Annotated in this window: 24 protein-coding genes; 12 read left to right on the forward strand and 12 right to left on the reverse strand. The window is 71.1% G+C overall.

Going from position 1 to position 26798, the window contains the following annotated elements; all coding sequences use genetic code 11:
- Positions 1-32 precede the first annotated feature (32 nt).
- The 4 genes from AC4IJH_RS19515 (at position 33) to AC4IJH_RS19530 (ending at position 4820) form a co-directional block, all read left to right on the forward strand.
- Positions 33-1676: a DUF885 family protein gene (locus tag AC4IJH_RS19515; protein ID WP_490853045.1), complete on the forward strand. Its 1644-nt coding sequence runs from the start codon at positions 33-35 to the stop codon at positions 1674-1676.
- A 91-nt stretch (positions 1677-1767) separates the two neighbouring features.
- On the forward strand, positions 1768-3054 hold the full coding sequence (locus tag AC4IJH_RS19520) for an ABC transporter substrate-binding protein (RefSeq protein WP_490853046.1): 1287 nt from the start codon (positions 1768-1770) through the stop codon (positions 3052-3054).
- The gene (locus AC4IJH_RS19525) at positions 3051-3965 is read left to right on the forward strand and encodes a carbohydrate ABC transporter permease (protein ID WP_490853047.1); all 915 of its coding nucleotides are present in this window, start codon (positions 3051-3053) and stop codon (positions 3963-3965) included. The genes AC4IJH_RS19520 and AC4IJH_RS19525 overlap by 4 nt, the downstream gene beginning before the upstream one ends.
- Positions 3966-3971: 6 nt before the next feature.
- Positions 3972-4820 carry a carbohydrate ABC transporter permease gene (locus tag AC4IJH_RS19530; RefSeq protein WP_490853048.1) on the forward strand — a complete coding sequence of 283 codons (849 nt, stop codon included), beginning with the start codon at positions 3972-3974 and terminating at the stop codon, positions 4818-4820.
- A gap of 16 nt (positions 4821-4836) precedes the next feature.
- Here the strand turns inward: AC4IJH_RS19530 and AC4IJH_RS19535 are convergent, their stop codons facing one another.
- The 3 genes from AC4IJH_RS19535 to dusB all read right to left on the reverse strand — a co-directional run bounded on the left by AC4IJH_RS19535 (position 4837) and on the right by dusB (position 10500).
- Positions 4837-5652, reverse strand: a complete 816-nt coding sequence (locus AC4IJH_RS19535; protein ID WP_490853049.1) for an ArsR/SmtB family transcription factor — start codon at positions 5650-5652, stop codon at positions 4837-4839.
- Between the two features lie 580 nt (positions 5653-6232).
- A complete protein-coding gene (ppdK, locus tag AC4IJH_RS19540; protein WP_490853050.1) occupies positions 6233-8980 on the reverse strand; it encodes a pyruvate, phosphate dikinase in 2748 nt (915 codons plus the stop codon).
- 392 nt (positions 8981-9372) lie between these two features.
- Positions 9373-10500: a tRNA dihydrouridine synthase DusB gene (gene dusB / locus AC4IJH_RS19545; protein ID WP_490853051.1), complete on the reverse strand. Its 1128-nt coding sequence runs from the start codon at positions 10498-10500 to the stop codon at positions 9373-9375.
- A 114-nt stretch (positions 10501-10614) separates the two neighbouring features.
- Between dusB and AC4IJH_RS19550 the strand changes: the two genes are divergently transcribed.
- Positions 10615-12066, forward strand: coding sequence for an MFS transporter (locus AC4IJH_RS19550; protein ID WP_490853052.1), 1452 nt, complete (start codon positions 10615-10617; stop codon positions 12064-12066).
- 333 nt (positions 12067-12399) lie between these two features.
- Here AC4IJH_RS19550 and AC4IJH_RS19555 read toward each other — a convergent pair whose 3' ends face one another.
- The gene (locus tag AC4IJH_RS19555) at positions 12400-13116 is read right to left on the reverse strand and encodes a cysteine hydrolase family protein (protein WP_490853053.1); all 717 of its coding nucleotides are present in this window, start codon (positions 13114-13116) and stop codon (positions 12400-12402) included.
- 259 nt (positions 13117-13375) lie between these two features.
- On the opposite strand from AC4IJH_RS19555, the gene AC4IJH_RS19560 reads away from it, so the two are divergent.
- Positions 13376-14380, forward strand: a complete 1005-nt coding sequence (locus AC4IJH_RS19560) for an aldo/keto reductase (protein ID WP_490853054.1) — start codon at positions 13376-13378, stop codon at positions 14378-14380.
- A 111-nt stretch (positions 14381-14491) separates the two neighbouring features.
- Entirely contained in the window at positions 14492-15070 is a 579-nt protein-coding gene (locus tag AC4IJH_RS19565) for a TetR/AcrR family transcriptional regulator (RefSeq protein WP_490853055.1), read from the forward strand.
- 242 nt (positions 15071-15312) lie between these two features.
- Here the strand turns inward: AC4IJH_RS19565 and AC4IJH_RS19570 are convergent, their stop codons facing one another.
- Both AC4IJH_RS19570 and AC4IJH_RS19575 read right to left on the reverse strand, forming a co-directional pair.
- Positions 15313-15948 (reverse strand): response regulator, encoded by a 636-nt coding sequence (locus AC4IJH_RS19570; protein ID WP_490853071.1) that lies wholly within the window; start codon positions 15946-15948, stop codon positions 15313-15315.
- A gap of 8 nt (positions 15949-15956) precedes the next feature.
- Positions 15957-17189, reverse strand: a complete 1233-nt coding sequence (locus AC4IJH_RS19575; RefSeq protein WP_490853056.1) for a sensor histidine kinase — start codon at positions 17187-17189, stop codon at positions 15957-15959.
- Positions 17190-17367: 178 nt separating this feature from the next.
- Here AC4IJH_RS19575 and AC4IJH_RS19580 point away from each other — a divergent pair, with 178 nt between their 5' ends.
- Positions 17368-17826, forward strand: a complete 459-nt coding sequence (locus AC4IJH_RS19580; protein ID WP_490853057.1) for a hypothetical protein — start codon at positions 17368-17370, stop codon at positions 17824-17826.
- Between the two features lie 204 nt (positions 17827-18030).
- Here AC4IJH_RS19580 and AC4IJH_RS19585 read toward each other — a convergent pair whose 3' ends face one another.
- On the reverse strand, positions 18031-19413 hold the full coding sequence (locus AC4IJH_RS19585) for a glycine--tRNA ligase (RefSeq protein ID WP_490853058.1): 1383 nt from the start codon (positions 19411-19413) through the stop codon (positions 18031-18033).
- A 209-nt stretch (positions 19414-19622) separates the two neighbouring features.
- Here AC4IJH_RS19585 and AC4IJH_RS19590 point away from each other — a divergent pair, with 209 nt between their 5' ends.
- From AC4IJH_RS19590 to AC4IJH_RS19605, 4 genes are all read left to right on the forward strand, one after another.
- Positions 19623-20603 carry a metal ABC transporter substrate-binding protein gene (locus tag AC4IJH_RS19590; RefSeq protein ID WP_490853059.1) on the forward strand — a complete coding sequence of 327 codons (981 nt, stop codon included), beginning with the start codon at positions 19623-19625 and terminating at the stop codon, positions 20601-20603.
- Positions 20604-20623: 20 nt separating this feature from the next.
- Positions 20624-21397, forward strand: coding sequence for a metal ABC transporter ATP-binding protein (locus AC4IJH_RS19595; protein ID WP_490853060.1), 774 nt, complete (start codon positions 20624-20626; stop codon positions 21395-21397).
- Positions 21397-22305 carry a metal ABC transporter permease gene (locus AC4IJH_RS19600; RefSeq protein WP_490853061.1) on the forward strand — a complete coding sequence of 303 codons (909 nt, stop codon included), beginning with the start codon at positions 21397-21399 and terminating at the stop codon, positions 22303-22305. The genes AC4IJH_RS19595 and AC4IJH_RS19600 overlap by 1 nt, the downstream gene beginning before the upstream one ends.
- A 156-nt stretch (positions 22306-22461) precedes the next feature.
- Positions 22462-22884: a Fur family transcriptional regulator gene (locus AC4IJH_RS19605; protein WP_490853062.1), complete on the forward strand. Its 423-nt coding sequence runs from the start codon at positions 22462-22464 to the stop codon at positions 22882-22884.
- A 48-nt stretch (positions 22885-22932) separates the two neighbouring features.
- Here AC4IJH_RS19605 and AC4IJH_RS19610 read toward each other — a convergent pair whose 3' ends face one another.
- The 5 genes from AC4IJH_RS19610 to AC4IJH_RS19630 all read right to left on the reverse strand — a co-directional run.
- Entirely contained in the window at positions 22933-23490 is a 558-nt protein-coding gene (locus AC4IJH_RS19610) for a YcxB family protein (RefSeq protein WP_490853063.1), read from the reverse strand.
- Complete coding sequence (locus tag AC4IJH_RS19615) at positions 23487-24320, reverse strand: isoprenyl transferase (RefSeq protein WP_490853064.1); 834 nt, start codon at positions 24318-24320, stop codon at positions 23487-23489. Before AC4IJH_RS19615 ends, AC4IJH_RS19610 begins: the two co-directional genes overlap by 4 nt.
- A gap of 101 nt (positions 24321-24421) precedes the next feature.
- A complete protein-coding gene (gene recO, locus AC4IJH_RS19620; protein WP_490853065.1) occupies positions 24422-25168 on the reverse strand; it encodes a DNA repair protein RecO in 747 nt (248 codons plus the stop codon).
- A 229-nt stretch (positions 25169-25397) separates the two neighbouring features.
- Entirely contained in the window at positions 25398-26114 is a 717-nt protein-coding gene (locus AC4IJH_RS19625; protein ID WP_490853072.1) for a tellurite resistance TerB family protein, read from the reverse strand.
- Positions 26115-26353: 239 nt separating this feature from the next.
- The coding region (locus AC4IJH_RS19630) for an alpha-isopropylmalate synthase regulatory domain-containing protein (RefSeq protein WP_490853066.1) at positions 26354-26798 on the reverse strand (445 nt) is incomplete at its 5' end.

Genomic DNA, 26798 nt, shown 5'->3' on the forward strand with positions numbered 1-26798 from the left:
AAAAGGACCCCGCCGGAAGGAAGACGCCGCCCATGGAAGCTCGTCTGCGCGCGGTCTGCGACCTGATGGTCGAGCTGGTACGCGAACAGGCCGGTCTGCACGAATACGACGGCCGGCCCCAGGACCTCTCCCCCGAGGGCGTCCGCACCGGCCTGTCCAGGCTCGGCGCCCCCCACCCCGACGCCGCCGCCCCGCCCTCTCCCGACCCGTACGACCCGCATGCCCAGCACGACCCACAAGCCCAGCACACCTCTCACACCCCCCACGACCCCCACGACCCCCACGACCCCCACGACCCCCACGACGCAGCCCACCTGACCGTCTTCGAGTCCGCCCTGCGCACGGTCTACGGCGAGCTGGAGATGCACCGCCGCAACCCCCTGCCCCACCTCCTCAACCTCGACCTGTGCTGCTACGACCGCCAGTACGCCCCGGCCGCCGACCGCGACCGCGCCCGGCGTGACCACCTCGCGGCCTGGCCCGACGCGATCCAGGCGGCGCTCGACTCACTCGACCTGGTCGACGCGCCCACCGCCCGCGCCATGCTCGACAGCGCGGACAGCCTCACCTCGGTCATCCCGCCCGCCCTGGACGGCACCGAGGCCGCCCGACGCGCCCGGGCCGCGCACCGGCGCCTGATGGACCACCTGCGGCACGCCGCCGAGCACGGCGACCCCCGCGCGGCACTCGGCGAGCGGACCCTGGCCCTCCTGATGGGCGCCCCCGAAGGCCTGGACGTCTCCCTGTCCCGCCTGGCCGAGCAGGCGGACCAGGAGAGCGAGCGGCTGACCGGGCTGCTGCGCGAGGCCTGCCACCGCCTGGAGCCCCACCGCCGCCCGCACGACCTCGTACGCGACCTGGTCGGCCGCCACCCGCCGGCCGGCGCCGTACTGGAGCGGGCGCGCGCGGCCGCCGAGGAGCTGATGGCCTTCACCCGCGAACGCGGCCTCCTCCCCCACCTGGACGGCACGCTGCTGGTCGGCCCCACCCCGCCCTCGCGGCAGGACACCTGGGCCATGATGGCCTTCGCCGCGCCCGAGGAGCCGGACGCCCCGTCGTGGTACCACATCACCCTGCCGGGGCCCGACTGGCGCGAGGAGGACGCGGCGGAGTGGCTCGCGGTGTTCGGCCCGGCGATGCTGCCCGCCGTCACCGCGCACGAGGTGGTCCCCGGGCACTACGCGCACGCCCGCTCGCTGCGCCGGGCCGCCACTCCCGTACGGCGCATCCTGCAGTCCCTGACGTTCATGGAGGGCTGGGCCCACTACGGCGAGGAGCTGATGGTGGAGGAGGGCTTCCGGGCGGCGGACCCCCGATTCGCCATCGGGGTCTACCTGGAGGCGCTGATCAGGGTGACCCGGCTCGCCTGCGCGATCGGCGTGCACACCGGCGCCATGACCGTGCCCGAAGCCGCCCGGCGCTTCGCCGCCGACACCTATCTGACGGGCCGGGCCGCCCGCGCGGAGGCCGAACGCGCCACCTTCGACCCCACCTACGGCCGCTACACCTGGGGCAAGCTCGCCCTGCGCGACCTGCGCGAACAGGCCCGCGCGCAGTGGGGAGCGGGCTACTGCCCGCTGCGCTTCCACACCGCCGTACTCGCCCTCGGCTCCCCGCCGTTGGGACTGCTGCCGGGCGCCCTCACCCGGGCCCCGGAGCCTCGAACGGATTCGTAAAGGTGCAATGCGTTCTTCGCGTTCGTACGGCAAAGTGGTCGCGCGCACCACACGAAGATCGACGATCTACGGACGCAGGGGGCGATGGGCCATGACGGGCAACGGCACGGGCAACGGCATCGACAGGCGGCGCCTGCTCGCCGCCACCGGCACTCTCGCGCTCACCGGCGCGCTGGCCGCCTGCGGCTCGAACACCGGCCGGGACAAGGGCGGTTCGGGTCCGAGACTCAGCCACTGGTACCACCAGTACGGCGAGCCGGGCACCGAGCAGGCCGTCCGGCGCTACGCCAAGGCGTACGGCAAGGCCGCCGTCACCGTCCAGTGGCGGCCCGGCGACTACGACCGGCAGACCGCCGCCGCGCTGCTCACCGACTCGGGCCCGGACGTCTTCGAGGCCAACGGCCCCCGGCTGGAACAGATCCAGGGCGGCCAGGTCCTGGACCTGACCGCCGAGATCGGCTCCGTACGCGAGGACTTCAACCAGGCGGTGCTGGCGCCCAAGATCTGGCAGGACAAGATCTGGGGCATCCCGCAGGTCATCGACATGCAGCTGCTCTACTACCGCAAGAGCCTGCTCAAGGAGGCCGGGGTGCGGCCGCCGCGCACCCTGGACGAGCTGGTGGACGCCGCCCGGCAGCTCACCGCCAAGCACCGCGGCAAGAAGATCAAGGGGCTGTTCCTGGGGAACGACGGCGGGTCCGGCACGCTCGGCGGCACCCCCCTGTTCGCCGCGGGCCTCTCGCTGATCACCCAGGACGGCAAGGTCGGCTTCGACGACCCGGCGGCCGCCCGCACCCTGGCCAAGGTCCGCCAGCTGTACGCCGACAAGTCGCTGCTGCTGGGCGCCCCCACCGACTGGTCCGACCCCTCGGCCTTCCTCCAGGGCCTGACCGCGATGCAGTGGTCGGGGCTGTGGGCGCTGCCCCAGATCAAGAAGGAGCTGGGCGACGACTTCGGCGTGCTGCCCTTCCCCCAGGACGGGTCCGGCGGCAAGCCGTCCGTCCCGGTCGGCGCGTACGGGGCGGCCGTCAGCGCCCGTACGAAGCACCCCAAGGAGGCCAAGGCGTATCTGAAGTGGCTGTGGGTGGAGGGCACCGACAAGCAGCAGGACTTCGCGCTCTCCTACGGCTTCCACATCCCCGCCCGGATCTCCCTGGCCAAGAAGGCCGCGCAGCTCAAGGAGGGTGCGGCGGCGGACGCGGTGTCCTTTGCCACCGAGCACGGCTACGCCGAGCCGCTGCTGTGGACCACCGCCTCCCGCGTCGCCTACCAGGACGCGCTCAGCCGCATCATCAAGGGCGGCGCCAACCCGGAGTCCGAGCTGAAGTCCGTGGTGCGCAAGGTCGAATCCGAGCTGCGGCGGGTCAAGAAGAAGTGATCGCCAAACTGCTGGGGCAGCAGAACCGCACCCTGTGGTTCTGGGTCTTCGTCGGCCCGTTCGCGATCGGGCTGGGCCTGTTCACGTACGTGCCGCTGGCCTGGAGCGTCTACCTCAGCTTCTTCGACGCCCACAACACCGTGAACCCGACCGACTTCGTCGGCCTGGACAACTACACGGCGATGCTGGGCGATGACGCCTTCACCAGCAGCCTGGGCACCTTCCTGCTCTTCTCCGCCTTCATCGTCCCGGCCACCTTCGCGCTCTCGCTCGCGCTCGCGCTGATGGTCAACCGGCTGCGCTTCGCCCAGGCGTTCTTCCGCTCGGTCTTCTTCCTGCCGACCGCCTGCTCGTACGTGGTGGCCGCGCTGATCTGGAAGCTGTCGATCTTCAACGGGGTGCGGTTCGGGCTGGCCAATACGGTGCTGGGGTGGTTCGGCGCGGACCAGACGGCCTGGCTGTCCTCCACCGACCCGCCCTGGTACTGGCTGGTGATCGTCACCGTACGGCTGTGGCTCCAGGCCGGCTTCTACATGATCCTCTTCCTGGCCGGACTCCAGCGGATCTCCCCGCAGTTGTACGAGGCCGCCGCGGTGGACGGGGCCCGGCCCGGCTGGCAGGTCTTCCGCCACATCACCTTCCCGCAGCTGCGCGCCACCTCCGTCGCGGTGGTGCTGCTGTTGGTGATCAATGCCTTCCAGGCCTTCGACGAGTTCTACAACCTGCTCTCCGACGCCCGCGGTTACCCGCCCTACGCCCGCCCGCCGCTGGTCTACCTCTACTACACCGCGCTGGGCGACGAGCAGAACCTGGGGCTGGGCAGCGCGGGCGCGGTGATCCTCGCGCTGATCATCGCGGTGGTCACCGTCGTACAGGGCCGCTGGTTCGGCCTGGGCCGCAAGGAGGACTGAGCCGCCGTGAACGCCACTACGGACCACGCCCTGCTGAGAGCCGGCCGCGCGCTGCGCGTCGTCCTCCTGATCGCGCTGGCCGCGCTCTTCCTGATCCCCTTCTACCTGCTGGTGCGCAACGGGCTGTCCACCGAGGCGGACATCACCTCGCCCGACTGGACGTTCTTCCCCTCCCAGGTGCAGTGGTCCAACCTGACCGCGGTCTTCGACGACCCGAACCTCCCCATGGCCCGCGCGCTGCTCAACTCCACCCTCATCGCGGTGTCCACCACCCTGGGCACACTGCTGCTGGCCTCCCTCGCGGGCTACGGCCTGGCGCGCATCCCCTACCGCTTCTCCAACGCCGTCTTCTACGCGATCCTGGGCACGCTGATGGTCCCGGCGGCCGTCACCTTCGTGCCCAGCTTCGTCCTGGTCTCCTCCCTCGGCTGGATCTCCACCCTGCGCGGTCTGATCATCCCGACCCTCTTCAGCGCGTTCGCCTGCTTCGTCTTCCGGCAGTACTTCCTGGGATTTCCCCGGGAGTTGGAGGACGCGGCGCGGGTGGACGGGCTGGGCCACTGGCGTACGTACTGGCGCATCGTCGTGCCCAACTCCCGGCCCGTCTTCGCGGCCGTGGGCACCATCGTCTTCATCGGGGCCTGGAACGCCTTCCTGTGGCCGCTGGTCATCGGCCAGGACCGCGACTCCTGGACGGTGCAGGTGGCGCTGTCGACCTTCACCACCGCCCAGAACGTCAACCTGCACGAGCTGTTCACCGCGGCCGCCGTCTCGATCGTCCCACTGGTGGTGGTCTTCGTCCTGCTCCAGCGCTACATCGTCGCGGGCGTGGAGCGCACCGGCATCGACGACTGAGACACCCCCGGGGCTCCTAGTGCTCGCCTCCCCCGCGCAGAAGGGCGACGCCCAGCGGTGTGAGCGTGTGCAGTACGGCGTTGCCGTGCCGCAGCGTGACCAGCAGTCCGGCGTCGCGCAGCACGGTGGCGTGCTGGCTGGCCGAGGCCAGCGACACATCGACGCGGCGGGCCAGTTCGCTGGTGGTGCAGCCGCCGCCGATGCCGTGCAGGATCGCGGAGCGGGTGCGTCCCACCAGGCGCCCCAGGGAGTGCGCGGGCGCCACCGGCGGCGTGGGCCGCGGCTCGGTGTGCTCGACGGGATAGACCAGTACGGGGGTGAGGTCCGGGTTGAGGAAGGTGACCGGGGTGCGCCGGCAGAAGAAGGAGGGCACCAGCAACAGCCCCCGCCCGTCGAGGTAGAGGTCCCGGTCCACCGGGTAGTCGGCCTCCAGTACGGGCGAGTGCCAGCGCATCATCGGCGGCAGCGAGGCCAGCAGGCTGTCCGCGCCGCCGTCCAGCAGGGCGCGGCCGCGGGTGGCCCGGTCGGCCTCGATGCGGGCCTGCAGGCGCGGCCAGTACGGCTCGACGGCGGCCTCGTAGTAGCTGTGCAGGGCGCCGGTGAGCCGCCCCAGCGGACGGGTGTCGCCCTCGCCCAACTCCCTCAGCCAGGTGGGCAGCGGGCGCGCGGCGGGCACCCGGGTGAGTTCGTCGCGCAGCCGCTCGCCGGGTGTGGCGCGCAGCGCTTCGAGGGCCTCGTCGATACCCAGGAGGCCTTCAGGTGGCGTAAGGAAGTCGGGAAAATAGCCGCGGGTGGGAACCAGCGGCGCCAGCAGCCGGGTTTCGCCGTTCAATCTGCAACGGGTTTCCTTGCGCCATTTGCCGAAGGACAGGTCATCGCGCCGGTCACGCAGTCGGTGAAAACTTAAAACGGTCTCCCAGAGCACGTCAGGGCGTGCGGCAATGCGCACGCGGGCCAGATCGAGTCCACTGAAATGGACGCGTAACACCGAACCCCCACAGTTGGCATGCGTCGTCGGCCCCCGGCATCACCGAGTATGCATGGGGCCACGGGCGGTCACCACGCCCTTTTGGCCAGAGTTGAAAGGGGTCGCGCCACCCCTGCGTACGAGCAATGCTGTAGGCAATTCAACAGCGGTGCGAATGGACCCGGCTTGCTCGATCCCGTGGGGGGTGACCGGCAATAACCGACCGCTCAGCATTAGCTGTTGAAGGCCGCCTTCCAGGCCGACATGGGTGGCGGCAGCTCCCGAGGGGGGAGTCCGGAGAAAAGCGAGGGCGGCACCTCCGCACAGGTGCCGCCCTCGTTCCGTACCGGATCCGGCATCAGGGGGTGAGGGTCGAGGTCATCCCATCGCCAACTCCGGCCGTTCATAGGGGACTTGGCTCCGCAGAGCCGCATCCGCCGCGTTCTCAGCGGCTGTCGCTGCCCTTGCTCTCGGCCGCCGCGCGGCCCGCTTCCAGGCGCGCGACCGGGATGCGGAAGGGCGAGCAGGAGACGTAGTCCAGGCCCACCTCGTGGAAGAAGTGCACCGACTCCGGGTCGCCGCCGTGCTCGCCGCACACGCCGAGCTTGAGGTCGGGGCGGGTCTCGCGGCCGGCCTTGGCGGCGTCCCGTACGAGCTTGCCGACGCCGTCCTTGTCGATGGTCTCGAAGGGCGAGACCCCGAAGATGCCCTTCTCCAGGTAGGCGGTGAAGAAGCTGGCCTCCACGTCGTCCCGGGAGAAGCCCCACACCGTCTGCGTCAGGTCGTTGGTGCCGAAGCTGAAGAAGTCGGCGGACTCCGCGATCTGACCGGCCGTCAGGGCGGCGCGGGGCAGCTCGATCATCGTGCCGAGGGTGAGCTTGAGGTTCACCCCGTGCTGCTGCTCGACCTCGGCGATGACCTGCTCGGCCTCCTCGCGGACGATCTCCAGCTCCTGGACCGTGCCGACCAGCGGGATCATGATCTCGGCGCGCGGGTCGCCCTTGGCGTTCTTACGGGCGGCGGCGGCCTCGGCGATGGCCCGTACCTGCATGGCGAACAGACCGGGGATCACCAGGCCCAGGCGGACCCCGCGCAGACCCAGCATCGGGTTCTGCTCGTGCAGCTTGTGCACGGCCTGCAGCAGGCGCAGGTCGTTCTCGTTGGCGTCCTTGCGGGACTCGGCGAGCGCGACCCGCACCGACAGCTCGGTGATGTCGGGCAGGAACTCGTGCAGCGGCGGGTCCAGCAGGCGCACGGTGACCGGCAGCCCGTCCATCGCCTCGAACAGCTCGACGAAGTCGGCCTTCTGCAGCGGCAGCAGCTCGCCGAGGGCGGCCTCGCGGTCCGCGTCGGTGTCCGCCAGGATCAGCCGCTCGACCATCTCGCGGCGCTCGCCCAGGAACATGTGCTCGGTGCGGCACAGGCCGATGCCCTGCGCGCCGAAGCGGCGGGCGCGCGCGGCGTCCTCGGCGTTGTCGGCGTTGGCCCGCACCCGCAGCCGGCGCACCCGGTCCGCGTACGCCATGATCCGGTGCACGGCCTTGACCAGCTCGTCCGCGTCGTCCGCGCCGGCGTGCATCCGGCCCTCGAAGTACTCCACGACCGGGGAGGGCACGACCGGCACCTCACCGAGGTAGACCTTGCCGGAGGAGCCGTCGATGGAGATGAGGTCGCCCTCCTCGACCACGGCGCCGTCCCTGGTGGTCATCCGGCGCCGCTTGGTGTCGACCTCCAGCTCCTCGGCGCCGCAGACACAGGTCTTGCCCATGCCGCGGGCGACGACGGCCGCGTGCGAGGTCTTGCCGCCGCGCGAGGTCAGGATGCCCTCGGCGGCGATCATGCCGTTGAGGTCGTCGGGGTTGGTCTCGCGGCGGATCAGGATGACCTTCTCGCCCGAGCGGGACCACTTGACCGCGGTGTACGAGTCGAAGACGGCCTTGCCGACCGCGGCGCCCGGCGAGGCGGCGATGCCTCGCCCGATCGTCTCGGACCCCTTCTTGCCGGCGGCGGACTCGTCGAACCGCGGGAACATCAGCTGCGCCAGCTGCGCCCCGTTGACCCGCTGCAGCGCCTCGGCCTCGTCGATCAGCCCCTGGTCCACGAGCTGGGTGGCGATACGGAAGGCCGCGCCCGCGGTCCGCTTGCCCACCCGGGTCTGCAGCATCCACAGCTTGCCGCGCTCGATGGTGAACTCGATGTCGCACAGGTCCTTGTAGTGCGTCTCCAGGGTCTCCATGATCTGCATCAGCTGGTCGTAGGAGGCCTTGTCGATGCCCTCCAGGTCGGCCAGCGGGACGGTGTTGCGGATGCCCGCCACCACGTCCTCGCCCTGCGCGTTCTGCAGGTAGTCGCCGTAGACGCCCTGCTGGCCGCTGGCCGGGTCGCGGGTGAAGGCGACGCCGGTGCCGGAGTCGGGGCCGAGGTTGCCGAAGACCATCGAGCAGACGTTGACGGCGGTGCCCAGGTCGCCGGGGATGCGCTCCTGACGGCGGTAGAGCTTGGCACGCTCGGTGTTCCAGGAGTCGAAGACCGCCCGTACGGCCAGGTCCATCTGCTCGCGCGCGTCCTGCGGGAAGTCCCGGCCCGTCTCCTTGGCGACGATCTCCTTGAACTGCCCGACCAGCACCTTGAGGTCGGCCGCGTCCAGGTCGACGTCGACGGTGACGCCCTTGGCGTGCTTGGCCTCCTCCAGCGCGTCCTCGAAGAGCTCGCCGTCCACGCCCAGCACGGTCTTGCCGAACATCTGGATCAGGCGCCGGTAGGAGTCCCAGGCGAACCGCTCGTCGCCGGCCTGCGCCGCGAGCCCCGTCACCGAGGCGTCGGAGAGCCCGATGTTCAGGACCGTGTCCATCATGCCGGGCATGGAGAACTTCGCCCCGGAGCGGACCGAGACCAGCAGCGGGTCGTCGGCCTGGCCGAGCTTCTTGCCCATCTGCGCCTCAAGGGCGTCCAGGTGCTGGGAGACCTCGGCACGCAGTGCCGCGGGCTCCGCGCCACTGTCGAGGTAGACCTTGCACGCCTCGGTGGTGATGGTGAAGCCCGGCGGGACGGGGAGGCCCAGATTCGTCATCTCGGCGAGATTGGCGCCCTTGCCACCGAGAAGATCCTTCAGATCCTTGTTGCCCTCGGTGAAGTCGTAGACGAACTTCGCGGTTTCAGGCTGGTTTGCGTGGGGATCTTGTGTTTCCGGCACGGGACTGACTCCTCGTTGGGGTCCCCCCGGCGGAGCTGGGGGAGGTCTGCCCTGACGGCGAGGAACATACCCAGATCGAAGGCATCTGGGTACGTCCACTCGGTCGACATGCGCCCGTAACCAGTCGTCTGCCAGCAGATCGAAAGTCCGGGGCCGGAAATCAACGTTTTCAAGTTCTGTACGCATGACTGCGCAGAGCAATCGAAGGGGCGCCATTCGGCCACTCAGCGCAATGATCCATTGATCAAACGAAGGCAACAGGCATGGCACCCAGTGCCACCCCTCGGAGAGGTGAAACCCCTCAAGATCCGCTCATCTGAGCGGACCCCCTATCAAGGGTGGCGAGAATCACGCACCGGACCTGACGCATTTCCGGCATCCGACGGCGGCCATCAGCCGCCCGAGGTGTCCAGCTCCGCCTCCGCGCCGACCCCCGCACAGTCGTAGGGATCGTCCAGCCAGCCGTCCGGGAGGACCACGCGGTTACGGCCGGAGGTGCGCCCGCGCGGGCCGTCGGCGCCGATGGGCCAGGGCTGGTCGAGGTCCAGCTCGCTCAGAAGAGCGTCCATTTCATCCAGGGACGAGGCGATTGCCAGCTTCTTACGCGATTCCGAGCCGATCGAGAAGCCCTTGGTGTACCAGGCCACGTGCTTGCGGAAGTCGATGACGCCGCGCGCCTCGTCGCCCAGCCACTCCCCCAGCAGCGTCGCGTGCCGCAGCATGACCGCCGCGACCTCCTTGAGCGTCGGCGCCGCGTACTGTCCGGTCCCCTCGAAGGCCGCCACCAGGTCGCCGAAGAGCCACGGCCGCCCCAGGCAGCCGCGCCCGACCACCACGCCGTCGCAGCCGGTCTCGCGCACCATCCGCAGGGCGTCCTCGGCGGACCAGATGTCGCCGTTGCCCAGCACCGGGATCTCGGGGACGTGCTCCTTCAGGCGCGCGATCGCCTCCCAGTCGGCGGTGCCGCCGTAGTGCTGCGCCGCCGTACGGCCGTGCAGGGCGATCGCCGTGACGCCCTCCTCGACCGCGATCCGCCCGGCGTCCAGATACGTGATGTGGTCGTCGTCGATGCCCTTGCGCATCTTCATCGTCACCGGCAGCGCACCGGCGTTGGAGACCGCCTCGCGCAGGATCGAGCGCAGCAGATGGCGCTTGTACGGCAGCGCCGAGCCGCCGCCCTTGCGCGTCACCTTGGGCACCGGGCAGCCGAAGTTCAGGTCGATGTGGTCGGCCAGGTCCTCTTCGGCGATCATGCGGACGGCCTTGCCGACGGTGTCCGGGTCCACGCCGTAGAGCTGGATCGAGCGCGGCTTCTCGCTCTCGTCGAAGTGGATCAGCTGCATGGTCTTCTCGTTGCGCTCGACCAGCGCCCGCGTGGTGATCATCTCGCTGACGAACAGGCCCTTGCCGCCGCTGAACTCCCGGCACAGCGTCCGGAAGGGGGCATTGGTGATCCCGGCCATCGGCGCCAGGACCACCGGCGGCTGTACGGCGTGCGGTCCGATCTGCAGCGAAGTCATGTGGAGCGGGTTCCTTCGACGGGTGCGTACGGGCAGGAGCGACCTCCCATTGTCCCGCACGTGAGCGCCGCCCCCGCCAGAGCCTTTGGACCCGGATGGTTGTAGCTTTCAAGCATGTCTGAGCTCAGCCACCGGCGGCGTCTGCTCGTGCTGGCGATCTGCTGCATGAGCCTGCTCATCGTCAGCCTGGACAACACCATCCTCAACATCGCGCTGCCCGCCATGCGCGCCGACCTGGACGCCTCGGTGGCCGGGATGCAGTGGACCATCGACGCCTACACCCTGGTTCTGGCCTCGCTGCTGATGCTGGCCGGCTCCACCGCCGACCGCCTGGGCCGACGCCGCGTCTTCCAGGCCGGTCTGGTGCTCTTCGCGCTGGGCTCGCTGCTGTGCAGCCTGGCGCCGGACCTGAGCTGGCTGATCGTCTTCCGTATGGTGCAGGCCGTCGGCGGCTCGATGCTCAACCCCGTCGCAATGTCGATCATCACCAACACCTTCACCGAACCCCAGGAACGGGCCCGCGCCATCGGGGTGTGGGGCGGTGTCGTGGGCATCAGCATGGCCGCGGGCCCGGTGATCGGCGGGCTGCTGGTGGAGAGTGTCGGCTGGCGCGCGATCTTCTGGATCAATGTGCCCATCGGGGCGCTGGCCCTCTTCCTGACCGTGCGGTACGTGCCGGAGTCGCGCGCGCCCAGGCCGCGCCGGGTCGACCCGGTGGGCCAGGTCCTGATCATCGCGCTGCTCGGCTCGCTGACGTACGCGATCATCGAGGCGCCGGAGGCGGGCTGGGGCTCCGGGCTGATCCTGGGGTGCCTCGCGCTGGCGGTGGCCTCGCTGGCCGGGCTGGTCCTGTACGAGCGGCGGCGCACCGAGCCGCTGATCGATCTGCGCTTCTTCCGCAGCGCGCCCTTCAGCGGCGCCACCGTCGTGGCGGTCTCGGCCTTCGCCGCGCTGGGCGGCTTCCTGTTCGTCAACACCCTCTATCTCCAGGACGTACGCGGACTGAGCGCGCTTGAGGCCGGGCTCTACATGCTGCCGATGGCCTCGATGACGCTGCTGTTCGCGCCGCTGTCGGGGCGGCTGGTCGGGGCCCGCGGGCCGCGGCTCCCGCTGCTGCTGGCCGGGCTGGCGATGGGAGCGAGCGGCGTGCTCTTCGCCGCCTTCGACGCGGAGTCCACCACCGCCCTGCTCTTCACCGGCTACGTCCTGTTCGGCATCGGCTTCGGCCTGGTCAACGCGCCGATCACCAACACCGCGGTGTCCGGGATGCCGCGCGAGCAGGCCGGGGTGGCGGCCGCCGTCGCCTCCACCAGCCGCCAGGTGGGCCAGTCCCTGGGCGTCGCGGTGATCGGGGCCGTACTGGCGGGCGGCGCGGTCGACGGCGCCGGCGACGGCTTCGTCACGGCCGCCCGCCCCGCCTGGTGGATCATCACCGGCTGCGGCGCGGCCGTCCTCCTGCTCGGCGCCCTGACCAGCGGCCGGTGGGCCCGAAACACCGCCCGCCGCGCGGCCGCGCGCATCGCGCACGAGGCCGCACCGGCGGGCGACCGGGCCGCTTCGGGCTGAGCGCTTCGCTGGAAGTGCGGTCATGAACCCGCAGGCCGGTGGGGGCCGGTCGCGCGGTTCCCCGCGCCCTTATTGGGCGCGATGCCGCGCCGGAACTCCGCGCCCTGTAAGGGGCGCGGTGCCGTGCCGATATGCGGCTCCGCCGCGTGGGCGCGACCAGCCGGACACCGACGGCCCGCAGCCGACCGGCCGCACGTCCCGCGGAGCGCGCCCGGCAGGTCGGAAACGAGCCACCACAGCGGGTCCACGGGCGCCGGGAACTGGCGCGATACCGCCGGGGATTGTCCGAACCCACCGCCCGGAGCGCGCCCGCGAGGTACTGGTTCGCGCCGGTCAGTGCCGCAGCGAGTCCAGGAAGCGCGCCGAGTCCGAGACCCAGCCCGACATCCGCTCGATGAGCGTGAGCGAGTTCTCGTGGAACGTGGGGCCGTGCGGCTCGGCGGTGCAGTCCGCCAGGACCACCGTGCGGTAGTCGCGGTAGAAGGCGTCCCTGGCCGTCGCCTCGACGCAGTCGCTGGTGCTCCAGCCGAGCAGGACCAGGTCGCGGATCTCCAGGCGGCGCAGGGTGGCGTCCAGTTCGGTGCGGAAGAAGCCGCTGTAGCGGGTCTTGCCCACGAGGAAGTCGCCCTCCTGCGGGGCCAGTTCGGGCACGATCTCGGTGTTCCAGGTGCCGCGCACCAGAATCCGGCTCTTGCGCCCGTCGGGGGCCTGGACGGCCTGCCCCACGTTCAGCGGCTCGTGGACCAGGCGGTTCTTCGCGCCGCGCGGGCCCATGTCGGACAGGTCCGGCGCGTAGCCGTGCTGGAGGTAGACGACGCGGATACCGGCGCCGCGGGCCGCGGCCAGCACCCGGGCGGTGGGCCCGATCGTCGTACGGAACTCGGAGATGTCGGTGCCGGACCGGTCGACCATGCCGCCCTCGGCGCCGAAGTCGTTCTGCATGTCCACCACGACGACGGCCGTGCGCCGCGGGTCGAACCCGTACGGCTCCGGTCGCGCGTCCATGGTCGCCTCGAACGTCTCGCCGGTCACCTTGAACGTCTCGTTCATGCCCTCGTCCTCGTCTCGTGGGTCCGTGCGGGGGTCGTCCGCGGGGTCGAGCACCCCGTCCGCGGGATCAAGCGCCTCCGATCCTTGCCGACACCACCGATTCCCCGTAACGCCAAAGGCAGGCAAATTCCCGAGGCCACGGCCGAGAGACGCCCCCCTTGAGCAGCACAAGACGAGTAACGGCTGACAGATATTGAAATCTGTCAGCCGTCATGCCATGGTGGAGGCATCCCGCCCCACTTCCCTTGAGGAGTCCCCCGTGCAGACCCGCACCCTCGGCAAGACCGGCCCGCAGACCGCCGCCCTCGGCCTCGGCTGCATGGGCATGTCCGCCCTGTACGGCGAGAGCGACCGCGCCGAGTCCATCGCCACCGTCCACGCCGCCCTCGAAGCGGGCATCACCCTGCTGGACACCGGCGACTTCTACGGCATGGGCCACAACGAACTGCTCATCAACCAGGCCCTGCGCACCGCCCCCGCGGCCCTGCGCGAACAGGCCCTGACCAGCGTCAAGTTCGGCGCCCTGCGCACCGTCGAGGGCGGCTGGTCCGGCTACGACGGCCGCCCCGCCGCCGTCAAGAACTTCGCCGCCTACTCGCTGCAGCGCCTGGGCACCGACCACATCGACATCTACCGGATCGCCCGGATCGACCCCGACGTCCCCATCGAGGAGACCGTCGGCGCCATCGCGGAGCTGGTCCAGGCCGGTCACGTACGCCACATCGGCCTCTCCGAGGTCGGCGCCGACACGCTGCGCCGGGCCGCCGCCGTCGCCCCGATCAGCGATCTGCAGATCGAGTACAGCCTCATCTCCCGCGGCATCGAGGAGGAGATCCTGCCCACCGCCCGCGAGCTGGGCATCGGCGTCACCGCGTACGGCGTGCTCTCGCGCGGCCTGATCAGCGGCCACTTCACCCGCGACCGCGAGCTGGCGGCGGGCGACTTCCGCGGCATGAGCCCGCGCTTCCAGGGCGAGAACCTGGAGCACAACCTCAGCCTGGTCGACGCGCTGCGCCAGGTCGCCGACGCCAAGGGCGTCACCGTCGCGCAGACCGCCATCGCCTGGGTCCTCTCGCGCGGCGAGGACATCGTCCCGCTGGTCGGCGCCCGCCGCCGCGACCGCCTCGACGAGGCCCTGGGCGCCCTTCAGGTGACCCTGGACGACGCCGACCTGGCCGCGATCGAGCGCGCCGTCCCGGCGGGCGCCGCGGCCGGCGAGCGCTACCCCGCCGCACAGCTGGCCCACATGGACAGCGAGCGCTGAGACCAGGCCCCGAGAGGACCGGCCGGCGTGCCGGTCAAGGGCGCCGGGTACGGTCCGTACGTGCCCGGCGCCCTTGGCCGGCGCCCCCGACCGAAAGGCCCGTACCACCCCATGCCGCCCGAGACCCTGACCCCCGAACGCATCCTCGAAGCCACCGAGGAGGTGCTGCGCCGCTACGGCCCGGCCAAGGCGACGGTCGTGGACGTGGCCCGCGCGCTGGGGGTCAGCCACGGCAGCGTCTACCGCCACTTCCGTACGAAGGCGGCGCTGCGCGAGGCCGTCACCGGGCGCTGGCTGGACCGTACGAGCGAGCAGCTGGCGGGCGTCGTCGCGCAGGAAGGCCCGGCCGCCGAGCGGCTGGCCGGCTGGCTGTCCGCCCTCTTCGAGGCCAAGCGGCACAAGGCGGGCGACGACCCCGAGCTGTTCGCGACGTACATGACGCTGATCGGCGAGAGCGGCGGGGTGGTGGAGCGGCACATCGGCGATCTCGTCGGCCAGCTCACCGCGCTCGTCGAAGCGGGCGTCGCCCAGGGCGAGTTCACCGCCCCCGACCCCGCCGCCACGGCCCGCGCGGTCTTCGACGCCACGGGCCGCTTCCACGACCCCTGCTACGCGGCCGAGTGGTCCCGCCCGGAGATCACCGCGGCCTTCGAGTCCGTACGCGACCTGGTCCTGCGCGGCCTGCGCTGAGCGCTCCGCTGGACGTGCGGTCGTGTCACCGCGGCCCGGCGGGAGCCCGTCGCGCCGCACTTCGAAGCGGCCCCGCGCCCCTGAAGGGGCGCGGAAGTACACCGGACTGCGACGAGCCCGGAGCCCCTGGCATTCGAGTGCCCGGTGCCGGCGAGTGACGGAAAGATCCCCGATGGGGGACGCATGCGGAAGTTGCGCGGCGGCCCGGTCCCCGGGGTCCGGTCCGCGGCCCGGCCGGCGCCTCAGCCCACGCCCAGGAACCGCAGTACGGCCAGTACGCGGCGGTGGTCGGCGTCCGCCTTGGGCAGGTCCAGCTTGGCCAGGATGCTGTTGATGTGCTTGGCCACCGCGCTCTCGCTGACCACCAGCTGCCCGGCGATCCCCGCGTTGGAGCGGCCCTCGGCCATCAGGGCCAGCACCTCCCGCTCGCGCTCGGTCAGCCGCTCCAGCGGGTCGCTGGGCCGCCGTACCAGCAGCTGCGCCACGACCTGCGGGTCCAGCGCGGTACCGCCGTCGGCGACCCGGCGCAGCGCCTCGATGAACTCCTCCACATCGGCGACCCGCTGCTTGAGGAGGTAGCCGACGCCGCTGGTGTTGGCGGAGAGCAGTTCGGCGGCGTAGCGCTCCTCGACGTACTGGGAGAGCATCAGCACGGCCGTACCGGGCCACTGCTGACGGACGACCAGAGCGGCGCGTACCCCCTCGTCCGTGAAGCCGGGCGGCATCCGCACGTCCACCACCGCGATGTCCGGACGGTGCTCCTGAACCGCCCGCAACAGCCCCTCCGCGTCCCCCGCTTCGGCCACCACCTCGAACCCCGCCGTCTCCAGCACCTTGACCACCCCGATCCGCAGCAGCACGGAATCCTCGGCGATCACAGCGCGCTTCACAGCGTGCACGGCAGCTCCACGGTGACGATGGTCGGGCCCCCTCGGGGGCTGTCGATGGCCAGGGAGCCGTCCACGGAGGCCACGCGCCGGGCGAGGCCGGTCAGGCCGGTCCCTGCGGCGGGGTCCGCCCCGCCCTTGCCATCATCGGTGACGCGTATCCGCAGCGTGTCACCGGCCCGTCCGGCGGTGACCTCCGCGCGCGAGGCACCGGAGTGCTTGGTGACGTTCGCCAGCGCCTCGGAGACCACGAAGTAGGCGACGGCCTCCACCGCGGGCGCCGCCCGGCGCGCCACGTCCACCCGCACCTGTACGGGGATGGGCGTACGGGCCGCGATGCCGGAGAGCGCCGCGTCCAGCCCGCGGTCGTCCAGGACGTGCGGGTGCAGTCCCCGTACGAGCTGGTTGAGCTCCTCCAGGGCCTCCTTGGCCTCGCGGTGCGCCTCGTCGATGACCTGGCGGGCCTCGGGCGGCAGGTCGGTCAGGGTGGCCCTGGCCAGGCCCAGGTTGACCGCGAGGGACACCAGGCGCTGCTGGGCGCCGTCGTGCAGATCCCGCTCGATCCGGCGGCGCTCGGCGTCGGCGGCGGCCACCGTGTCGGCCCGGCGCTCGGTGAGGTCCTCGACCCTGCGCTCCAGCTCCTCGGCCCGGCTGGCGCCCAGCAGCCGCTGCGCCACGGGCAGTTCGAGGCGCAGCAGGGAGCGGGTCAGGCGCGGCGCGGCCAGCAGGGCGGGGATGCCCAGGACGCTGAGGATCCAGCCGTCGACATTGGCCCACTCCACGATCGGCCACTGCATGGGGAACAGCCACAGCCAGGCGTACAGCGTGAAGCCCAGCCAGCCGGCGGTCCACAGCAGCAGGAGCGCCGCCTCCACCACGCCCAGGAACACCCCGGCCACCTGGTGGTAGGCGATCTGCCGCCAGTACTGGCGCGAGCGCAGGCGGGCCCGGGCGCGCCGGGGCCAGCTGCCGTCCTCCACGGGCGGGTTGGGCGCGATGGCGATGCCGGCGAAGGCCGCGAAGCGGCGGCGCTGGAGCCAGGTCACCGGCACCACCCACGACAGCGCGAGGACGAGCGGCAGGAGCGCTGCGCCCGGCGCGTAGAAGACCGTGACGCCGCACCACACCCACAGCGCGAGGGCGGTGCCGTGCAGGAGCACGCCGGTGGCGAGGAACTTCATCCGCTGGTGCTGTCGGGCAAGCAGGCGCTGTGCCACGGCGGGAAACTTCATGACGACGACGGTAAATCCCCAGGTCAGGACGGGTCCATGGCGCCAGTGTCCGGTTCGGGGGTGCAACTGGTGCCACCCCGGGACGGACAGCGGCGCTACTGACTGCTCTCGCCCCGGCCGGGAGGGTTGATCGCGGGGTCCGAAGGCCGGGCCCGCCGTCCCGGAGGAGGCCCGTCCCATGGCCATGATCGCCTTCAACGCTCCCGCTCCCGCCCGCCGTTCGCTGCGCCTTCCGCCCCGCCGCGCCGGGCTGCGGGCCCGGCTCGCCGCGCCCCGGCGCGTCTGGCAGGGCCGCCTGCTGGCCGCTGCCGGCCTGGCGCTGCTGCCGTGGATGGGCTATCTCGCGGGCACCCTGCCGCCCGCCCAGGCGGCGGCGTGGGTGGCCCTGGACACGGCGGAGGCGGCCTGCCTGCTCACGGTCGGCGCCCGCCTCGTACGCGGCGAGGCGGCCCCGCGTACGGCCGCCGCGACGGCGGCCCTCCTGCTCGCCGCGGACGCCTGCCTCGACCTCGCCACGGCGGCGCCGGGCGCGGCACTGGCCGTCGCGGTGACGATGGCCGTGTGCGCGGAACTGCCCCTGGCGGGCCTGTGCGGGACGCTCGCCGCACGGGCGGCCGCACGGGCCGACCGGGCTTGATCCACGGCGGGCCACGCCGGGTCCGGCGGCGCCGGAATGCGCCGTACGACGTCTCGCCGTCGCGGCGGAGAAGACCCTTCCGCCGCAGGGAGCATCCCGGCCGCGGGAAAGAATCCTCCGCCGCGCCCCAACAGCACGGTGCCGGACCCCCGTTACGGGAGGTCCGGCACCGTGGCGTTCATCGGCCCAGCGCGTCGCAGGCGACTAGCAGCCCAGCAGGCGGCCGCCCAGGTAGCTCTGGATCTGGTCCAGGGAGACCCGCTCCTGCTTCATCGTGTCGCGCTCGCGCACCGTGACGGCGTTGTCGTCGAGGGTGTCGAAGTCGACCGTGACGCAGAACGGGGTGCCGATCTCGTCCTGGCGGCGGTAGCGGCGGCCGATGGCGCCCGCGTCGTCGAACTCGATGTTCCAGTTCTTGCGCAGGTCGGTCGCAAGGCCCTTGGCCTTCGGCGAGAGCTGCGGGTTGCGGGACAGCGGCAGCACGGCGACCTTGACCGGCGCCAGGCGCGGGTCCAGGCGCAGCACGGTGCGCTTCTCCATCTTGCCCTTGGCGTTGGGCGCCTCGTCCTCGGTGTAGGCGTCCAGCATGAAGGCGAGCATGGCCCGGCCGACACCGGCCGCGGGCTCGATGACGTACGGGGTGTAGCGCTCGCCGGCCTCCTGGTCGAAGTAGGAGAGGTCCTGGCCGGACGCCTTGGAGTGCGAGGAGAGGTCGTAGTCGGTGCGGTTGGCCACACCCTCCAGCTCGCCCCACTCCGAGCCGCCGAACTGGAAGCGGTACTCGATGTCGGCGGTGCGCTTGGAGTAGTGCGAGAGCTTCTCCGCCGGGTGGTCGTACCAGCGGATGTTCTCCTCGCGGATGCCCAGGTCGCGGTACCAGTTCCAGCGCTGGTCCATCCAGTACTGCTGCCAGTGCTCGTCCTCGCCCGGCTTGACGAAGAACTCCATCTCCATCTGCTCGAACTCGCGGGTGCGGAAGATGAAGTTGCCCGGAGTGATCTCGTTCCGGAAGGACTTGCCCATCTGCGCGATGCCGAACGGCGGCTTCTTGCGGGAAGTCTGCTGCACCTGCGCGAAGTTGGTGAAGATGCCCTGCGCGGTCTCGGGGCGCAGGTACGCGACCGAGCCGGTGTCCTGCGTCGGGCCGAGGTGGGTGGAGAGCAGGCCGGAGAACTGCTTGGGCTCGGTGAAGCCGCCCTTGTTGCCGCAGTGCGGGCAGTTCACGTCGGCCAGGCCGTTGGCCGGCTCCTTGCCGTGCTTGGCCTCGTAGGCCTCGGTGAGGTGGTCGGCCCGGAAGCGCTTGTGGCAGGAGGTGCACTCGGTGAGCGGGTCGGTGAAGGTCGCGACGTGGCCGGAGGCCACCCAGACCTCGGAGGCCAGGATCACGGAGGAGTCGATACCGACCACGTCGTCGCGCGAGGTGACCATGGAGCGCCACCACTGACGCTTGATGTTCTCCTTGAGCTCCACACCGAGCGGCCCGTAGTCCCAGGCGGCGCGCTGGCCGCCGTAGATCTCACTGCACGGGTAGACGAAGCCACGGCGCTTGCTCAGGCTGACGATGGTGTCGATCTTGTCGGCGGCCACGGTGCTCTCTTCATTGCGACGACGGACGGTGGGTGGGGCGGCGCTCAGCGCCTCCGCGAGGGGTCGTGGTCGGGAGACGCGTGGGCGAATGGCTCAGGGTACCGGCGGCCGTACCCCCCGGATCAAATCGGTTCCCGGTCGCTCGGCCGCGACCTTCTCCCGAACAGCTTTGTTGACAATCGTTTCCATCTTTGTTGAAAATGACTGTCATGAACGTACGACGCCACATATCGACCGCAGCCCTCGCCGGAGCCGGTGTGCTCGGCCTCCTCGCCCTGTCGGCCTGCTCCACGGGCTCCGCCGACGGCAAGAGCGGGGACCGGCTCAGTGTCACGGCGTCGTTCTACCCGATGGAGTTCCTCGCCAAGGAGATCGGCGGGGACCACGTGCAGGTCACCAACCTCACCAAGCCCGGCGTGGAGCCGCACGACCTGGAGCTGACCGCCAAGGAGACCGCCCAGCTCGGCGAGTCCGACGCGATCGTCTACCTCAAGGGCCTGCAGCCCGCCGTGGACGACGCCGTCGCGCAGTCCCAGGTCAAGAACGTCGCCGACGCCGCCGCGCTGACCAAGCTGGAGGAGCACGGCACGGAGGTCGACGGCCACGACCACACCACCGGCGACAACGGCTCCTCGCACGGCGGCCACGACCACGACCACGGTGACGGCGCCGCCGACCCGCACGTCTGGCTCGACCCGCTGAAGTTCGCCGAGGTCGCCAAGGGCGTCAACCAGACCCTGGCCAAGGCCGACCCCGCCCACAAGGCCGACTTCCAGAAGAACACCGACGATCTGGTCAAGAAGCTCGGCGAGCTGGACAAGAAGTTCCAGAGCGGGCTGAAGAACAAGAAGTCGGACACCTTCATCACCACCCACGCCGCCTTCGGGTACCTCGCCGAGCGCTACGGCCTCACCGAGGAGGCCGTCAACGGCATCGACCCCGAGTCCGAGCCCAGCGGCGCCCGCGTCAAGGCCCTGCACAAGCTGGCCAAGGACCACCACGTCTCCACCGTCTTCTTCGAGACCATCGCCAGCCCCAAGACCGCCCAGACGCTGGCCGGCGACCTCAAGCTGAAGACCGATGTCCTGGATCCGCTGGAGGGCATCACCGGCAAGTCCAAGGGCAAGGACTACTTCGAGGTCATGGACGCCAACCTCGCCGCCCTTCAGAAGGCGCTCGGCGCCAAGTGACACCAGTGACGGAGGTCAGCATGGGAACGGGCCAGCCGGTCATATCGCTGCGCGGGGCGAGTGCGTCCATGGGCGCCCGGCCGGTGCTGCGCGGCATCGACCTGACCGTGGGGCGCGGCGAGGTCGTGGCGCTGCTCGGCGCCAACGGCTCGGGCAAGTCCACCGCCGTACGCACCATCATCGGCCAAGTGCCGCTCACCAGCGGCGAGTTGGAGCTGTTCGGCACCGCTCAGAAGCGGTTCAGGGACTGGGCGCGCATCGGGTACGTACCGCAGCGCACCACCGCCGCCAGCGGTGTGCCCGCCACCGTGCGCGAGGTCGTCACCGCGGGCCGGCTGGCCCGTACGAAGCTGGGCGTGCTGCGCAAGGCGGACCGCGCCGCCGTACGGCGGGCCCTGGAGCTGGTGGACATGGCCGACCGCCTCAAGGACCCGGTGGCCGCGCTGTCCGGCGGGCAGCACCAGCGGGTGCTGATAGCCCGCGCGCTGGCCGGCGGGCCGGAACTGCTGATCATGGACGAGCCGATGGCCGGGGTCGACCTGGCCAGCCAGGAGGTCCTCGCCGCCGCGCTGCGCGAGCAGGTCGCGGCCGGCACCACCGTGCTGCTGGTCCTGCACGAGCTGGGCCCGCTGGAGCCGCTGATCGACCGCGCGGTGGTGCTGCGCGACGGCTGCGTCACGCACGACGGGCCGCCCCCCAAGGCCGTGGGACAGCACGCGCTGCCCGGCCACGACCACGTACACCCGCACGCCGACGCGGGCGCCGAACCGATCCGGACAGGGCTGCTGACCTGATGGACATCCTGAACTACGCCTTCATGCAGCGGGCGCTGATCGCCGCCCTGATCGTCGGCATCACCGCCCCCGCCATCGGCATCTACCTCGTACAGCGCCGCCAGGCCCTGATGGGCGACGGCATCGGGCACATCGCGCTGACCGGCGTGGGCCTGGGCTTCCTGATCAATTCCAGTCAGGCCTGGGCCACTCCGGTGTGGGTGGCCACCGCGGTCGCCATCGCCGGCTCGGTGGCCATGGAGCTGCTCCGCTGGTACGGCAAGACCCGCGGCGACCTGGCGCTGGCCATGCTCTTCTACGGCGGCATGGCGGGCGGCGTGATGCTGATGAGCCTGTCCGCCACCGGCTCCAACGCGCAGCTCAACACCTACCTCTTCGGCGCGATCACCACCGTCTCACCGCAGGACATGGTCACGATCTGCGTCCTCGCGGTGCTGGTGATGGCGATCACCATCGGGCTGCGGCGGCAGCTCTTCTCGGTCTGCCAGGACGAGGAGTTCGCCCGGGTCACCGGCCTGCCGGTGCGGCTGCTGAACCTCCTGATCGCCGTCACCGCCGCGGTCACCGTCACCGTCGCGATGCGGGTGGTCGGCCTGCTGCTGGTCAGCGCCCTGATGGTGATCCCGGTCGCGGCCGCCCAGCAGATCGCCCGCAGCTTCGCCGTCACCTTCGTGGTCGCGGTGGCCATCGGTGTGGCGGTGACCCTGTCGGGCACCGTGGCCTCGTACTACGTGGACGTGCCGTCCGGCGCGACGATCGTGCTGCTGGCCATCGGCCTGTTCGTGGTGCTCACCGCGCTCGCGGCCCCGCTGGCCAGGAAGCGCGCCCGGGCTGCCGCGGGGCCCGCCGAGCAGTGCACCCTGAAGGTGCCCGGCGGCCGTCCCGCGGCGGACGACATCAGCGTCTGATGCGACGGTGGGACGTGCGCTCGTACACGCGGGCGTACGTCTCTCTACGTAAATGTAGGTGTAGATGTAAGCGGCCCATCCGGGTTCCGGTCATCACCTGGCACAATGGCCGGACGCATGTGCAGGGGGAAGTCCAGCAGTTCCAGGGAGGCAACGGTGGCGACGAGCGCGGGATCTCCGGTACGCGGCCGGTCGACGCGGCAGCGGGCCGCCGTGGCCGCGGCACTCGACGAGGTGGATGAGTTCCGCAGCGCACAGGAGCTGCACGACATGCTCAAACACCGGGGCGATTCGGTAGGGCTGACCACCGTGTACCGCACGCTCCAGTCCCTCGCCGACGCCGGCGAGGTCGATGTGCTGCGCACCAACGACGGCGAGGCCGTCTACCGCAGGTGCAGCACCGACGATCACCACCATCACCTGGTGTGCCGCACCTGCGGCAAGGCCGTCGAGGTCGAGGGCCCGGCCGTGGAGAAGTGGGCGGACCAGATCGCCGCCGAACACGGCTTCCAGGACGTCGCCCACACCATCGAGATCTTCGGCACCTGCGGCGAGTGCGCCGCGGCCGCCGACGCATAACGCGAGAACGGCCGCCGACACCCTGCGGTGTCGGCGGCCGCTCGCCGTTCAGAGCCTGGTCAGATACCGGTCCAGGAGGCCGCGCAGCCGGTCCACGTCGGCCGGGCCCGCCGCGCCCCGCTTGGGGATCACCGTCAGCGATCCCGCCTTCTTGTCGGGGCTCAGCAGGACGAAGACCGCGTCCGTCTCCGCGTAGCGCGGGAACGCCTGCCAGCCCGTCGTGATCTCCCCGAGGGCCGTGGTGCCGCGAAAACCGCTGTCGTCCACGACCGTGCGGCACTCGCCGTGCCGCTCCACCAGCCTGTACAGGGCCTGGGCCTGGCGCCGGGGGGCCGACGCGATGAGCGCCACGCTCATGACCATGCACACCCCCATGACGACCGGCGCCGCGCTCGGGCCGTCACCACCCCAGATGAAGGCGATCTCCAGCGCGACGAGGATCACCCCCGCGGTCAGCAGCGGCCACCTCAGGCGCCCGACGCCGGTCCGGCGCGCCCGCGCCCGCAGCGCCTGGTGGAAGTCGTCCTGCGTGTACCGGTAGACCAGCTCCACCGGCTGCGTCGCCACTGTCTCGTTCACCTTGCTCGATTCGTTCGGATCGTTCACTCAGCCGCGGAACCTTCCCGCGGCTGCTGCTCATTGGGGATCGCCCCGCCGAACCTCCGGTCGCGCTGGGCGAATTCGTAGCAGGCGTCCCACAGATTGCGGCGGTCGAAGTCCGGCCACAGCACGTCCTGGTAGACCATTTCGGCATAAGCGCTCTGCCAGATCAGGTAGTTGGAGGTGCGCTGCTCGCCCGAAGGACGCAGGAACATGTCCACATCCGGCATGTCCGGGTAGTAGAGGTACTTGGCGAAGGTCTTCTCGTTGACCTTCGCCGGGTCGAGCCGGCCGGCCCGCACATCGGCCGCCAACGCCTGTGCGGCGTCCGCGATTTCCGCACGCCCGCCGTAGTTCATGCAGAAATACAGCGTCAGCGCGTCATTGTCCTTGGTCTGCTCCTGGGCGACCTGGAGCTCCTTGGCCACGGACTTCCACAGCTTGGGCATCCGGCCCACCCAGCGCACCCGGACCCCGAGTCCGTCCAGCTGGTCGCGGGTCTTGCGGATGAAGTCGCGGTTGAAGTTCATCAAGAAGCGCACCTCGTCCGGCGAGCGCTTCCAGTTCTCGGTGGAAAAGGCGTACAGCGAGATGTTCTTGACGCCCATCTCGATCGCCCCCTGCAGCACGTCCAGCACCTGCTCGGCGCCCACCTTGTGCCCCTCGGTCCGCGGCAGCCCGCGCTGCTTGGCCCACCGGCCGTTGCCGTCCATGACGATCGCGACATGGCCGGGGACCAGCTCACCGGGGATCTTCGGCGGACGCGCACCGGAGGGGTGCGGCTCGGGCGTCAGGTATGCACGCCGATTACGTCCCAGAATCCCGCGTCGTGCCATGCGCGCCACGTCTCCTATTTCTCTCGCCGACGGGCTTCGCAGCCGGCCGGTGTCATGGATGTATGGGGTTGTCCGTGAGTGGGTGTACGAGGCCGCCGGGCCTATTTCTCCACGTACCGCAAGGACCGCAGACCGCGCTCCAGGTGCCAGTGCAGATACGCCGCCACCAGCCCGCTGCCCTCGCGTACGTGCCGGGGCTCGCAGGCATCGGCGGTCGCCCAGTCCCCCGTGAGCAGCGCCCCCAGGAGCCCGATGGCCTCCGAGGAGGGTACGACGCTGCCGGGCACCCGGCAGTCGCCGCACACCACGCCTCCGGAGGCCACGGAGAAGAACCGGTTGGGACCGGGCATTCCGCACTTCGCGCAGCCCTCGAAACTGGGCGCGTACCCGTTCACGGCCAGCGAGCGCAGCAGGAAGGCGTCCAGCACCAGATGCGGCTCGTGCTCCCCGCGCGCCAGCGTGCGCAGCCCGCCCACCAGCAGCAGATACTGCTGGACGGCCGGCTCGCCCTCGTGGTCGGTGAACCGCTCCGCCGTCTCCAGCATGGCCGTCCCGGCCGTGTAGCGGGCGTAGTCCGTGACGATTCCGCTGCCGTACGCGGCGATCGTCTCACTCTGCGTACACAGCGGCAGGCCGCGCCCGAGCAGCTCGCTGCCGCGCGCGAAGAACTGCACGTCCACGTGCGAGAACGGCTCCAGCCGCGCCCCGAACTTCGACTTGGTGCGCCGCACCCCACGCGCCACGGCCCGTACGCGGCCGTGACCGCGCGTGAGGATCGTGATGATGCGGTCCGCTTCCCCCAGCTTCTGGGTGCGCAGCACAATGCCGTCGTCGCGGAACAGACTCATGCCGCCATTCTCCCGCACGCCGCACCCCGCCCTGCCCCCGGCCGGAGTGCGAGGGGCGGTGGTGCGCCGCACCTTTCCTTCAGGGGGCAGGGGGGCTCGCTGAAAGGCGGTGCCCGATGGCACCCCACGGGCGCCGCGTCGCAGCGCGGCGCACGTTATGGGCGCGAGTGCCCCGTACGGACAGCCGGTTACCCGTCTCGCGGGCCGGTCGGGACGGGGTGCGGGCAGCTCAGGACGGGGTGCGGGCCGCCGCCATGAGGCGGGCCGTGTCGTCGGGGCACAGGAGGAGGGCCGTGCCGACGGTGGTGAGGACCTCGCGCTCGGAGGGGCTGTAGGGGCCGTCGGCCAGGGCGATGCGGGCGCCCTGGAGGAGGAGCGATTCGCGGCCGGCCGGAGCGAGGTGCGGGGCGAGGGGCTCCAGCGCCTCGTGGAGCTCTATGGCCAGCGCCGTACCGCAGGGGTCCAGGCCGCCGCGGCCGCCGCCGAAGTCCGTTGTGGAGCCGCCCCCTTCGTAGGCGCGCGGCAGCCTGCCGGTGTCGGCGGCCAGCGCGGCGAGGAGGGTGAGCAGCTGGTCCTCCGTGCAGTCGGCGAAGCCGGAGGAGCGCACCGTCTCGACGGCGGTGCCGCGGACCGCGCGGGAGGCCGTGCCGCCGGCGGCCAGCACCGCGAGGGTGATGGTGTGCACGGCGTCGCGGAGCATCGCCGAGAAGCGGGTGGTGGTGGGGTGGTCCAGGGTGTCCAGGCCGAAGTGGCCGCGGCAGGCGCAGCATTCGACGACCGGGCCCGCGGTGCCGCGCGGCAGCAGCGGCACACCGAGGACGGTCAGACGGCGGCAGCCGGTGCGGCGCTCGTAGTTGCGGTCACCGCCGCAGTCGGGGCAGAAGAACTCGCCGTCGGCCACGGTGCGCCACGACGTACGCACGCCCACCACACACACCTTGCGCATCACGCCGGACCTCCGAAAAACGCTTCGGCAACGTTCCACTCGCCACGCCCGCTCCACCTCTGCTCAACACGTGGGCGTCGAAAGCAGAGCCTGCCGCGTTGACGTGATGTTAGCCACATCGATGATGCGGCGTCAGTACCTCGTACCGGACAACTGCCCGGATACGTAAGAGCCTGGGCCGAAACCCCGCCCGTCCGAGGTGGACGGGCGGGGCCGGGTTGACGCGGGGTGTGCGGGTGTCAGCGCGCCGCGCGGTTGACGGCCGAGACCACGGCCTTGATCGAGGCGCGCACGATGTTGGCGTCGACGCCGACGCCCCACAGGACCTTGTCGCCGATGGCGCATTCGACATAGGCGGCGGCCTGGGCGCCGGCGCCCTCGCTCATGGTGTGCTCGACGTAGTCCAGTACGCGTACGTCGGCGTCGATGGCGGTCAGCGAGTCGATGAAGGCGGCCAGCGGGCCGTTGCCGGTGCCGGTCAGGACCGTGTCGGCGCCGTCGACGACGGCCTCGACGGTCAGCGCGTCGGTGCCCTCGCTCGTGGTCGAGGTCTGGGCGGAGCGCAGCGCGATCCGGCCCCAGGCGTTGTCGGGCGTGGGCAGGTACTCGTCCTGGAAGACGGTCCAGATGTCGGCGGGGGTGACCTCGCCGCCCTCGGCATCGGTCTTGTCCTGGATGATCCGC

The sequence above is a fragment of the Streptomyces sp. UF-297 genome (assembly GCF_058245575.1).